This is a genomic window from Chamaesiphon minutus PCC 6605, assembly GCF_000317145.1.
GTDB lineage: Bacteria > Cyanobacteriota > Cyanobacteriia > Cyanobacteriales > Chamaesiphonaceae > Chamaesiphon > Chamaesiphon minutus.
In genome coordinates, this window is record NC_019697.1 from 180,361 (window position 1) to 193,232 (window position 12,872).

Sequence of the window (12,872 nt, forward strand, 5' to 3'; positions counted from 1 at the left end):
ATAGAGCAAGTTTGTTAACTGTCTGTATCTAACATACCATCTTTTTTCGTGCGTAACGAAACTTATCTTTAAATATCAGGTGAATACTAAATAATAGTTCTGAGTAATCAATTAAGATAGTTCGGCGATCGATAGTTGTAGTGCCAGACGACCGATCGATTCTGCTAGGATTGGATATATGGATAAGATCGCCAAGACGATCTGTTCTCGATCGCCAAAAGATCGGGCTTCGTAAAAATAGCAGCTCGATAATCGCAGCAGCAGGGTAATATTACTGCCACAAAGCTTGACTAACTCAGCACAGAATATAGCAAAATGAAATTGACTACTCGCGGGCATTACAGTGTGAAGGCGATGCTGGATCTGAGTTTGCAACCAGGTTATGGGCCAGCTTCTGTCAGCGCGATCGCCACACGTCAATATTTACCCATTCCCTACCTCGAAAAATTACTCATTGAATTGCGGCGCGCGGGACTAGTCAGATCGATTCGTGGGGTACATGGTGGTTATAAACTGGCAAAAAAACCGACTCAAATTTCGTTGAGCGATATCTTGACGGCAGTTGGTGAATCGATGGTATCCGAAAGTGTCGATCTTCATGAAGCGCGATCGACAAGTATCAATGATACCAATTTAGCGGCAGATTGGGTAACTTTAATGGTGTGGCGCAGGCTCAATGAAAAACTGCAAGCAGCATTGGCGAGTATTTCTCTGGCAGATCTTTATTATGATGCTCGGAGTTGGCAAGCCGCTCAGGGAGAGGTAACTAATTATATTATTTAGTGTTGGTTGCACGGATAGAGGCTTTAGGCTTTAGGCTTTAGGCTTTAGGCTTTAGGCTTTAGGCTTTAGGCTTTAGGCTTTAGGCTTTAGGCTTTAGGCTTTAGGTTTTAGGTTTTAGGTTTTAGGCAGAATGCAGAAGATCGCGATATTATCCGCACAAATCTGGGTAGGGGTAATTCATGAATTACCCCTACCCAGGATCTGTATGGGCAATTTGCACAGATGGCTTACATTTTACTGATAATTCGGAGGAGAATTTCGACTCCAGAAACTGCTTGCCAGCCAAACAGTCCTACGAGGACTAAGTTGATTCCGATATGACTGTATCTTGCCCAATCCGCCCCTTTTTGCATATATGGAGACAGCGAAGCCGAAACCGCGATCGCGCCAGTCATGCCTAAGCCAGCGAGCAAATGGGGGCCGACGAATAATTTACCATTGTTGATATAAGTAGCGGCCATCCCACCCAGCGTCCCTAATACCATTACTGCCAAGACGATCGAGCCGAGTTGGTAATGACGGAGATTATATTTGCCCTGAATGAGTTGTTTCTTTTCCTCACCTGTTGCACTACGTGTTTTGCGAATTTGAAAGCCCAGATACATTGCGTATAGGGTAGTTGCCAATAAAATCCACATTATTGCCGGATGGATAAAATTGAGATAGGGTTTGATATTAGCAGGAATAGAGTCCATAGGATCGGAAAAATTGTCGCAAAAGTTTTAAGAATATCTATAAAAGTTAGCATAAAATTTGTGGGTGTTGGCATTGGTGTACTTCGACGACTCTAAGCGACAAGTGCGACCTTGGGTTTGTCAACCGATAGCCTCTTGTGGAGAAGAATCACCTATCGTTGTTCGATCGCTGCTAAATTTGGCAATAGCAGTTCGCCCCAAAATACTAGCGGCGGGTACCGCCAGATCCACTGACAGTTAGCTTCCCAAAATTTATAATGTCTTATCAATTTAATCTCCTGCTGATTCAATCTGCCAAGCTTGGCAACGCGCGTCAAATTACTACAGCGTTAGAGCGTGGTGCCCAGGTTGATACGACTGATGCTGAAGGTACTACCGCGCTAATGTTTGCCGCCCAAAGCGGAGCTACTGAAATCGTCGATTTATTACTGGCTGCTGGTGCGGATGTCAATCTCCATCGCCGCCAATTTGGGACTACCGCGCTTATGTTTGCCGCTGCCGCCAATCGAGTCGCAGTTGTCGATCGATTATTAGCACGGGGAGCCAATGTCGATGCTGTCAATGAGGATGGTAGTACCGCGCTGATGGCAGCAGCATCCGTCGGTGCCGAGGAAATTGTCAGCTTACTGCTAGCGGCTGGAGCCAATGTCGTCTGTGTTGATGCCGATGGCGATAATGCCCTGAATATGGCGATCGATCGCAATCATACTGCTGTAGTCCGCCAACTAATCGACGCTGGTGCCGATCTCCACTATCGCCGCAGCGACGGTAAAACGCCGATCCTACTGATGTCCGCGCCAGCAGATGTCGCTATTCTTCAGATGCTGATCGCTGCTGGTGCCGATCTCCAAGCAGTAGATAATGAAGGCGATAGTTTGTTGATTATTGCTGCCGAGCAGGGCTATACCAGCTTAATTCAACCGCTAATTGCTGCTGGTGCCGCGATCGATTTTCAGAATCATGAGGGCTGGACGCCGCTAATTGCCGCCACATCTGCCAAACAAACCGAAATTGTCGCCGCTCTGTTAGCTGCTGGAGCCAATCCCGATCTGCAATCTCAAGAGCTAGAAACTGCCCTACATTTAGCCGCGATCGAAGGCGATCTCGATCTCGTCAGGCTGTTACTCGACCGTGGCGCAAAGACCGATCTCATCACCAACCTGGGGGATACACCACTAGTTTTAGCGACCTTACACGAGCACACAGACGTCGTTGCGGCGATCCTGGAGTCGGAGACGGATTTGAATGCTCACCAGCAGGGAGTTACTGCCTTTGGACTGGCGATCGTCAATTTATATGTCGAAATAGTCCAACTACTTTTAGCTGCTGGCGTCTCTCCCAACCAAACCTTCAAAGATAGACAAACTCCCCTAACGATCGCCGCAATTGAGGGCAATCTCAATTTAGCCCGATCGCTCGTAGACGCTGGCGCACAGATCGATTCTCAAGACGAGACTGGCGCGACAGCCCTCATGTGGGCAACCCATCGCCGCCACCATCACATCGTCAAACTATTACTCGCCGCCGGAGCCAATCCCAGCCATCGCAACCAAGGCGGCTTAACCGCTCTCGATTTAGCACAAATTAATAGCGATCGATACGCGATGGAGTTGTTAGGGAAGGTTTAGGGGAGGGGGAGATGGGGAGAGGAACAGATGGGGCGACGGGGAGATGGGGGGATGGGGAGATGAGGAGAGGGGGCGACGGGGCGACGGGGAGATGGGGAGACGAACACTCAACACAATAAGCTAAGTGTAGGGGAGGGCTTCGTGCCCAACCCACCAAACTTATCACCAGTAAACCCTACCCCGTAGCAACTAAGTCCGAACCGACCCCATACAACACTTAGCACCAACAACCTACATACGCAGGGGAGTTTGAGGGGCGGCGACCGAAATCGCGCTGAGGTCTCCTCAGCGTGCGTTTCTGTCAAGACGCGTCCCGCCCCTCAACGCTACCGTGTATACACAAGTCTGGAGGGAAGCGAAAACCCTAGAAATCCCCCTGTCTTGTCTCCCTAATCCGTCGGGGAACCCGACGTTGGCGCAGCCACTCCAAAGGAGTTACGGGAGCCGCTAAATCCCCCTTTTCAAGGGGGACTTTGACCGGATCTTAGCCCCCTTTTTAAGGGGGTTTGGGGGATTTAGATCTAGAAACGAAGTCAATCAGACTTGTGTATACACAGTAGCCCCTCAACGGGGGGTCTGGGGGTCGGAGCGACGCGCGCTCCTCGGCTTTGCCGAGGGTTTAGCGCGTCAAGACAACCCCCAGATCCGGGTTCTGTCAACACCAAAAGCGATCGCACGAAGGAAACACAGAGACGAGAGAAGTACTAGATCGCTCAAACTTTCTACCCTCTGCATAAAACACCAAACCCCTCCCAATCACTAGTTATTGCTGGTATGTTACTCCTTCAAATCTATGCCTCTCAACCCTTTGAGCATATTTTACAGCGTACCTAGATGGGAACTAAACTCATCTGGTTATATCCGAATTTCATGGCAATGCGACACAGATGCCCTCCCCGCCATCTGTCGAGCTGGGAATTTTCAGCTTTGCGGAGTTTCGCTTGCCAATCTAGAAGAGGTAAATAGTTGTATCGATCGATTATTAATTGCCGATCGACAATTAACAACAGTAGTAGTAGCTAACTTATATCGCATCGCCTTGGCACAGCAAAATCTGGTGCGGAATAATTGTTGGTTCAACTTCATTAGAGCCATGACAGTTAAAGCCGCACTGCATACCTGGCAAAAAGTACCCAAAGTCAAACAGAATGAAGAATTATTCGAGCGATTAGTGACGCCGAGTTTGAGTATTCGACAGCTTGTAACTAGTTTTAAACCAGAATATCATCCCGACCTATTGGTAGGATTGCAAGCTTGGACTTACAATGCGGTGAGATATAATTCTTTTGCTTATCTCAGGGCGAATGGCGATCCATATTTTGGACTATCCAATTTAGGTGTGGTATCGCGATCGAGTTGCCTCAAAGCGCGTGCCGCATTGTTGGGTAATATTACTACCAATTACCTCAATGCAGAGCTATCGATGTGTAAAATCTTTAAAAATTATCTGGGTCGATCGTGCATTCGAGTCGATCGGTTAACCTTAGAAAATTGGCAAGAAATTTTAGTAAAAGTTCGATCTCTAGGCATCGAAATCTCGGTTGAAGAACTACGCACGAGACTCGATCGAGTTGGCAATTTAATTCGTGCCGATGCTAGCCCAACGATCGAGCGATATGACGATCCTAATGCGTTCATTGCGATCGAGTATCGGACAGATCCACCCGCACTAGAAATTGATACGGTAGATGCAACTTTCCTTAAGATATTTAAAGCGATCGAGCGATTCATTAGCGATTTACCTGCCGAATCGCAACAGATTGTGACTTTACGACACCAGCAAAGTCTCAAGCAGGGTAAGATTGCGAAACTAATCGCCAAAGATCAATCAAAAGTATCGCGAAAGTTAGGAGAAATTTATTTAGAATTACTGGATTTTATTCACACCCAAATCCCGCATCCTATTGACGGTAGAGCGCAGAAAAATAGTCAAGCGATCGTTGCTGTCAAACATTTATTAGATAAATACTTTCATCAATGTCAGCCCATCGAGATTACATAAATAAGCTTCACCTCGCCCAAGTAGTTAGCGGTCTAAATTTAGGTTAAATTTTATGAGTATCTTTCAGCAACAGACTCAGTTCCTGAGCAAAATATATCCAGAACACATTTGGATCGATGTCGATCTGAGTAATTTAGGAGAATCGCCAGACTGCATGAAGCTCAATCGAGTTTGTATTAGCGCGATCGTTAAATACTTGACTGAATCGCTAGACTTAGATGTCGAATCAATTTTTCCAAGTGCCGAATTAGAGCGAGCGTTTGTCAGTACGATCGTCAATGGCTTTGTGCTGTTAGTTTCGGGAGTTAAAGTGGCTTTTATTCCCAGCCTAGATTTAGATTTAGCTGGGTTTGAGGTGCAGCAAGAATGGGTAGATTTATCCCGATGGATGGCAGATTATTACGTGCCAGTAAGGATCGATTTAGAGTCTAATTGTTTGCACTTGTGGGGATTTATTTCGCATCAATCTTTGCAACAAAGATCGCATCTCGATCGCCATGTTCGTAGTTATGAAATTGAAGGCGTCGATTTAATTGGGGATTTGGACTCTTTATGGACTACTTGTCATTTGGTTGCGAATGAAATCGTACCGCCAGAGCGGGGTAAAATACCTAGCGAGATTCAAATATCACCTTTAGAAGCGATAACATTAATCGATCGACTTCACCAAGATCGTTCTGGTTTTTCACCGCGCCATATCTTACCTTTTGAAAAGTGGGGAGCAATTATCGATTCTCCTGAATATTTAACGATGTACGCGCACCCAAAACCAGGAATTATCCAAATCTCTAATTGGTTCCAGCAAGTCACAGATCTAGCTAACGATTTAGTCGATCGTGGCTGGGTAAAAATGTCAGAAGTCTTCGATAAATCTCAACTTAAACCGAGCTATTTGGGCGGTTATATGGCTGCACCCGCAGTCAAAGGTATTTCTCTTGGTAGCGATCTAGAAATTCACCGTGCAGTTCGCAATTTATATAGCAGTCAAAATACTGCTAAAAAAGTAGATTTACCTGCCGATATCGATTCGCCGCTACTGCTATTAATCTATTTGATGCAGCATACAACTGATGAATATTTACGCTGGCAAGCTGCTGAATATTTATGGACGATCTCACCAGAAAACGATCTCAACTGGCACCGCCGGATTAAAGATCTCGGCTTGGTAATACAAGGACATAAATTAGGCTTGATGGTAGCTGCCATTCCGTTAATCGACGGGACTTATGCGATTTTAAATCGTGTTTACCCGATCGGTACTGAGCCATATCTACCACCAAATGTGCGCCTCAATCTCTTTGCCGAAGATGGCGACTGTATCTGTGAAGTTGAAAGTAGATCGACAGTGATGGATAATTATATTCAACTGTATTTTACTGCTAGTAGTAGCGATCGCTTTAATATTCAAGTGTCGATGAATGAGGATACGATCGTCGAAGCTTTCGCTATCTAAGGAAAGTAGCTGCAAGATCTCAATTATTTTTTGTTACACCCGATCGTTAACAACATAGTTGAGATCGAGCTGTGCGGTAGATTAGAGGGATGTACTGACTTATGCTCATATTGTTAAATTAGAGGTCGATCGTGAGCCACATTCGGATAATAGACCTAACCTCCAGTAATAATCTAGCTCCACTATCAGCAAAGCTCACTGTTGCCAAAATTGACGACTCTGGAGCGATAATCAGTCGCGAGCATCCTGTGGCTGAAGGAACATTAAATATCCAGCCTTTAATCGCCCTCAATCAGCAAATTACTGCCAAGTTTAAAACAGCAACGAGTCAAGATCGATACTTTGGTGGTATTCAATTACCAAAAACGATGGTGCAAAATGTCGCTAGCGATTGTGATACCTTAAAAGTAGGCATCGAACAGCTCCGCGACTCACTCGATCGCACCTTAGAGCAAAAATCTTGGATGAAGATTCGCGAAGGATTATTGCGCAGTCTCAATGGGATTCCACAAAGCGAACCAATGAGATTAGTTATCTTAACAGATAACTACGACATCCAGGCTTTATCGATCGAGCAGACATCCTTTATTACTAATATCTTAGCTGGCGAAGATCGAGCTGTGAGCGTGGTTTTTGCACCTCAAGAATTAACTCGTAAATTAACTTGGCAAAAGATTCCCAATATTTTAGTAGTACTGGGCAATCAACAAGGTATCCAAGAGCCAATTCATCTCCAAGAAATCGAACGCTACTTTCGATCGCCTGCAATTGTTACGCACCTTGACAAGCCATCTCCCTCAAAAGTTTTAGAAACAATTAGTGATGGTCACTTTGATGTAATTATCATGGTCGGACACAGCCAAATGAATGATAATGGGCTGGATGGTAAAATTGGTATTAATGAGCTAGATAGTATCTCCATCAAACAGTACACTCAATCTTTCAAAAATAGTGTCAGAAATGGTCTAAAATTAGTCATTCTGGCAGGTTGTTCGAGTATTGGAGCAGCTAGAGCATTGGCATCTAGTACTATTGGTGTGCCGAATGTAATTGCGTTTAGAGTGCCAGTTCATTATCGCGTATTGAGATTGTTTTTCGAGCGATTATTACACCATTGGATCGTGCGGGCGCATAGCTTAGAAACCGCACTGACTGATACTAGAGGAGAGTTAATTAATTACGATCTACATTGCCCCGGTACGTCAATTTTACCGATTTTATTCACTTCCCCATACGCCCCACCATTAAAATTTCCAATTTCCAGTGGTTCTTCTTGGCAAAAAAGACTGCATAATCTAGTACTTCAGCCCCTAATAACTATTAAGTTTACAGGGAAGAAAATGAAAATACCAGCGATAGTTTTTATCGGATTACTAGCAGCAACTGCGTGGTATTGGAGATCTCAATCACCCAAGTTAGAAGTAGCATGTAATTCTATCCAAGGTGATGGCATTAGCTGCGGTGAAGAAATTTTACTGAAAGAACCGAATGTCAGTACCCAAATCCACAAACAGCTAGGAGCGAATGCAATTGCTAAAGGTGATTATCCTCAAGCAATTAAGTTTCTAAATAAAGCTTGGGATGCCAAGAAAGACCCAGAAACCCTGATTATGCTAGAAAATGCCAAGCTAGCAAATCGAAATTTATCAATTAGAACTATCGCCATCAGCATCCCAGCATCCCAATCTACACCATTAGATATTCCCACGGGCATGTTAAAATCGATCGCCTTTGCCCAGCAACAATGGAATGCCGATCCCAGCCACTCATGGAAACTCCAAGTTGTCATTGCCGACGATAAGAATGACAAACATTCTGTCGCTAGCTTAGTTCAGAATCTACTCAAAAGAGATATATTTGCGGGGATTGGCAGCTACGCATCTGAAGTAACTTTAGTAGCAAAAGATATCTACAACCGACAGCATACCGTACTAGTTTCTGGGACTAGTACTTCTACAGATTTGACGAGTACTGGTACCGATAACTTCTTTTTCCGCGTTTGCTCCAATAATAAAGTCTCTGGCAAAGAGATCGCTAATTATCTTAAAGCTCATAAATACACTAAAATCGCCTTATTTCACACTCCGGGTAAAACATTTAGTGATTCCATGACCGCAGCATTGAAAGCTAATATTCAAGGGAGCGATATTGTTTCTAAGTTTGATTTTTCGCCGAGTGGTAATGCAAGCGACGTTATTAAAAAAGCTAAAGCATCTGGAGCGCAAGCGATCGTGTTAATTCCCGATGCTTATACTAGCGATGCACCAGAACGAAATCGGTTATTATCAATTATCGAAGCAAATAATGGTGAGTTGCCGATCGTGGGTAATGAAGTTGTTAAAGATCAAACATTATTTACTCGGTTTAGTAAGCAGCAACTTGAAAAATTAGTCATCAGTTTAACTTGGCATCCATCTTTTTATCAAAATAATACGATCGTTTTGCCTAATTTTTGGGGAGACAAAGCTAATTTAGATCATCGAATTGCCATGAACTACGATGCCACTCAATTGGTCATTCAAGCATTAGATCGCGTGCCGATCGATCTCAATATTATCGATGCTCGCCGCGAACTTCAAAAAATTATTAGTAATTCGACTTTTACGATCCCTGGCATTACTGGCGAAGTCAGCCTAACAGGTAGCGATCGATCTCAAGCCATCAACAGCCTAGTTACGCCCAAATGCGATGGTACCAAATGCAAGGATTTTAAACCTGCAATCTAACAGTCTATGGCGTAAATCTAGTTACTGTTTGAGCGGTGAGCAGGGAGCGGGGGGGATGGGAGTAATTGTTTGAGATACTCATTACCCATTACCCATTACCCGATCCCCTTTTGCCTGGGTGACATATACCGATCGGCGGCGAAAAATGTAATAATGTCAGGTGGTCTAAGCTTTTATATAACTCTACAGCTCTCCGACCGAGCGATAACTTGGATGTCGCGCACTGAATATTATTAGATAAAATTCGTTTAGCTTATGACACAAATTGCTAATTCGGCAGATGTACCAGATCTCGGTCGTCGCCAATTCATGAACCTGCTCACCTTCGGCACGATTACCGGAATGGTGCTAGGTGCTGCGTATCCGTTTGTTGCGTATTTTGTGCCCCCTGCTAGCGGCGGTGCTGGTGGCGGTTCGACTGCCAAAGATGCCAAAGGCGATGACGTCAAAGTCAGTGCCTTTATTGCAGGTAAAGCCAAAGGCGACCGCGAATTAACCCAAGGTTTAAAGGGCGACCCTACGTACATCGTTGTCGCCGATGGCACGATTGCCGATTATGGCATCAATGCGATTTGTACTCACCTCGGCTGTGTCGTTCCTTGGAACAAGGCTGAAAACAAATTCATGTGTCCTTGTCACGGTTCTCAGTACGATGAGACAGGTAAAAAAGTGCGCGGTCCCGCACCACTTTCTCTTCCCTTGGCTCATGCAGCGGTAACAGAAAACGACACAATCGCGCTCACACCTTGGACTGAAACCGATTTCCGCACAGACGAACCTGCTTGGTGGGCATAAATTAGTAAATAGCGGCTAGGGACGGAGATCGCACCGACACTATCTGTCTATTTTCACCACACGAATCTGTATATTATTTAATTTTCTTCGTCTGTCATCTGTGAATCTATGAAATTAACTTTACCCTTGTGGCAACGCAGCCAGCGAGTGTTGACTAAAACCCTCGTCGTCTTATTGGCTAGTGTCGGCATCATCTTTGCCAATGACCTGGCTGTCCCCCAATCCGCAGCAGCCTATCCCTTCTGGGCACAACAAACCTACCCAGCAACGCCTCGCGAACCAACGGGTAGAATCGTCTGTGCCAACTGTCACCTCGCTGCCAAGCCTACAGAAGTCGAAGTACCCCAGTCTGTCAAACCAGACACGGTTTTTGAAGCTGTCGTCAAAATTCCTTACGATCTAAACGCCCAACAAGTCACTGCAAATGGCGTTAAAGGACCATTAAATGTTGGTGCTGTGCTGATGTTGCCAGATGGTTTCAAAATCGCACCTGAAGATCGGCTCTCGCCAGAAATGAAGGAAAAAACTCAAGGGTTATATTTCCAATCTTACGGCGAAGGTAAAGATAATATCGTCATTATCGGGCCATTACCGGGCGATAAATATCAAGAAATCATCTTCCCCGTACTCGCTCCTAACCCCAAAACAGATAAAGGTATCTACTTCGGTAAATCCCAAATTCATGTTGGTGCCAATCGCGGTCGCGGACAAGTTTACCCAACTGGTGAAAAGAGCAATAACGGTGTCTTCAATGCTTCTGTTGCTGGTACTGTCACTTCAATTGCCAAACAAGAAGATGGTGGTTCTCAAGTTACCATCCAACCTGCAACTGGCGATGCAGTCGTCGATAAAGTCCCCGCTGGCCCAGAATTGCTAATTGCCGAAGGTGCTGTTGTAACTGCCGGACAAGCAATTACCAACAATCCTAATGTTGGTGGTTTCGGTCAAAAAGATATCGAAATCGTTCTTCAAAATCCCGATCGCATTCTCGGTTTGATGGCATTTGTCTTTATGATTATGCTTTCTCAAATCTTGTTAGTTCTCAAGAAAAAACAAGTCGAGCGCGTTCAAGCAGCAGAAATGGAATTCTAGAAACTGCAATTATTTTTGCGATCGAAATATAAACATTTCGATCTTCTCATGCACTAGCTAATTATGGTTAGTGCATTTTTTATTACTCAATATAGGTAGCTAGTTTCAAGTAGTGAATAGTGGATAGTGGATAGTGGATGGTGAATAGTGAATAGTGAATAGTGAATAGAGGAAGGAGGTATTTGCTCATTACCCATCCACTCATCCACCCCTACTCCCTCACGACAATCCAGCGACCGGAAACTTCCGCAGCTAGCCCTTGGCTAAAGGTAGATGTCCGAGTCCGATTGGGCGCATTAATTAAGACGATCGTTTCTTCAATCTGACCGAAAGTCGGCATTTTGCTCAACGCGTGAGTAAGAAATTGACGGATGACTCGCCGTTGGAGTGAAAGCGCGATCGATTGCAGGATGGTACGATCGAGTTTAGTCTCTGCTTCATCTACCGCTTGACTATATACCGCTGTGGCTTGTGACTCCAGATACTCCACATCGGCACGTAATAGCTCCGCAGTGCGTGCCAGATGACTTTCGACTTGAGGATTAAAATCGGTGGCTAGACGGGGCATAATCTCCAGCCGGAGGCGATTGCGCGGGTACTTGAGATCGCGATTGTAGGCATCTTCCCAGACGGGTAATTGATACTCGCGGCAAAATTCACCAGTCTGGGCGCGATTGACTTCTAACAGGGGGCGAACCAGATTCAGATCTGGAGTTAATTGACGGTGCCAAGACAGCGCACAGAGTCCGTCCGCACCCGCTCCGCGCACTAAATTGTAGAGTAAAGTTTCGGCTCTATCGGTTTGGGTATGGGCGGTGACTAAATAGGTACTATTGGTAGCTTCGGCAATTCTCGTTAGAGCTTGATATCGCCATTCCCTGGCCGCACCGTCTGTCTCTGGCAAATTAGCCGTGGTTTCACAATAAAATGGTAGCTGCCATCTGGTGGCAACTAGTGCGACTCGCTCGGCAATACCGATATCTTGTGTCCACCCGTGATCGCAATGAGCGACAGCTAATTGCCAATGCCAGCGCGACTGTAAATCGTGGAGTAATTGTCCCAGACAGAAGGAATCTTGCCCTCCAGAGACGGCGATTAAAATTTTGGCACCCACTGGCAACAATTGCCGATCGATCGCACACTGGTGAAGCTGACTATGTAAAGGCGTCCACGGCATCAGTCAAATAGCTAGTTGCTATACATTAGATTCAGCAAGGATTCTGACACTTTGAGCTATTATACCAATGCCTATGTCGATCGTCTGCACTTATAACAGTAACAGACAAGACAATCGAGATTCTCAGCACGATTCGATCGCACCACATTGGAGCTGATGGAAAAAGTTCTGGCGATCGCAGATCTGTCGATCGACCGATATGAGTTATATAATGCGACGCGGCACCCTCGATATTTTTGAAACTGTGAGAACGATTCTGGCCAGAAATTTGGAAATCGATCCAGAAGCGATCGATCTAGAATTTAAATTCCATAACTTTATCGATCGACTTGCCGATCGACGGCAGCGATTATCTGGTTCCAAAGACTTGCTTTATTATATAGAAGCAGCCAATATTTATATAGATTTATCTGAAGCTTTCGAGTTGCATTTTTTGGCAGATTTTACCGATAATACTTGCATCACCGTTGCCGATTTAATCTTATTAATTAAATCCAAAGTAGATGCAGCACCCTGAAATA

The 12,872-nt window shown here is 45.0% G+C and carries 11 protein-coding genes; 8 read left to right on the forward strand and 3 right to left on the reverse strand.

Annotated features, from left to right (window positions below; all coding sequences use genetic code 11):
- Nucleotides 1-111: 111 nt before the first annotated feature.
- Nucleotides 112-339, reverse strand: a complete 228-nt coding sequence (locus CHA6605_RS00890) for a hypothetical protein (RefSeq protein WP_041547399.1) — start codon at nt 337-339, stop codon at nt 112-114.
- On the opposite strand from CHA6605_RS00890, the gene CHA6605_RS00895 reads away from it, so the two are divergent.
- Nucleotides 316-783 (forward strand): Rrf2 family transcriptional regulator, encoded by a 468-nt coding sequence (locus CHA6605_RS00895; protein WP_015157668.1) that lies wholly within the window; start codon nt 316-318, stop codon nt 781-783. The genes CHA6605_RS00890 and CHA6605_RS00895 overlap by 24 nt on opposite strands.
- Before the next feature lie 227 nt (nt 784-1,010).
- Here CHA6605_RS00895 and CHA6605_RS00900 read toward each other — a convergent pair whose 3' ends face one another.
- Nucleotides 1,011-1,478: a DUF4079 domain-containing protein gene (locus tag CHA6605_RS00900; protein ID WP_015157669.1), complete on the reverse strand. Its 468-nt coding sequence runs from the start codon at nt 1,476-1,478 to the stop codon at nt 1,011-1,013.
- Nucleotides 1,479-1,735: 257 nt separating this feature from the next.
- Between CHA6605_RS00900 and CHA6605_RS00905 the strand changes: the two genes are divergently transcribed.
- The 6 genes from CHA6605_RS00905 (at nt 1,736) to petA (ending at nt 11,174) form a co-directional block, all read left to right on the forward strand.
- Complete coding sequence (locus CHA6605_RS00905) at nt 1,736-3,106, forward strand: ankyrin repeat domain-containing protein (RefSeq protein WP_015157670.1); 1,371 nt, start codon at nt 1,736-1,738, stop codon at nt 3,104-3,106.
- Between the two features lie 793 nt (nt 3,107-3,899).
- On the forward strand, nt 3,900-5,108 hold the full coding sequence (locus tag CHA6605_RS00910) for a hypothetical protein (protein ID WP_015157671.1): 1,209 nt from the start codon (nt 3,900-3,902) through the stop codon (nt 5,106-5,108).
- A 52-nt stretch (nt 5,109-5,160) separates the two neighbouring features.
- Nucleotides 5,161-6,561: a DUF1822 family protein gene (locus CHA6605_RS31115; protein WP_015157672.1), complete on the forward strand. Its 1,401-nt coding sequence runs from the start codon at nt 5,161-5,163 to the stop codon at nt 6,559-6,561.
- Nucleotides 6,562-6,692: 131 nt separating this feature from the next.
- Complete coding sequence (locus CHA6605_RS00920; RefSeq protein ID WP_015157673.1) at nt 6,693-9,287, forward strand: ABC transporter substrate-binding protein; 2,595 nt, start codon at nt 6,693-6,695, stop codon at nt 9,285-9,287.
- Nucleotides 9,288-9,542: 255 nt separating this feature from the next.
- Nucleotides 9,543-10,082, forward strand: a complete 540-nt coding sequence (gene petC, locus CHA6605_RS00925; RefSeq protein WP_015157674.1) for a cytochrome b6-f complex iron-sulfur subunit — start codon at nt 9,543-9,545, stop codon at nt 10,080-10,082.
- 108 nt (nt 10,083-10,190) lie between these two features.
- Entirely contained in the window at nt 10,191-11,174 is a 984-nt protein-coding gene (petA, locus tag CHA6605_RS00930) for a cytochrome f (RefSeq protein ID WP_015157675.1), read from the forward strand.
- Nucleotides 11,175-11,385: 211 nt separating this feature from the next.
- On the opposite strand, the gene tilS is transcribed toward petA, so the two are convergent.
- The gene (gene tilS / locus CHA6605_RS00935) at nt 11,386-12,351 is read right to left on the reverse strand and encodes a tRNA lysidine(34) synthetase TilS (RefSeq protein WP_015157676.1); all 966 of its coding nucleotides are present in this window, start codon (nt 12,349-12,351) and stop codon (nt 11,386-11,388) included.
- Between the two features lie 199 nt (nt 12,352-12,550).
- On the opposite strand from tilS, the gene CHA6605_RS00940 reads away from it, so the two are divergent.
- Entirely contained in the window at nt 12,551-12,868 is a 318-nt protein-coding gene (locus CHA6605_RS00940; protein ID WP_157259693.1) for a hypothetical protein, read from the forward strand.
- Nucleotides 12,869-12,872: the final 4 nt, after the last annotated feature.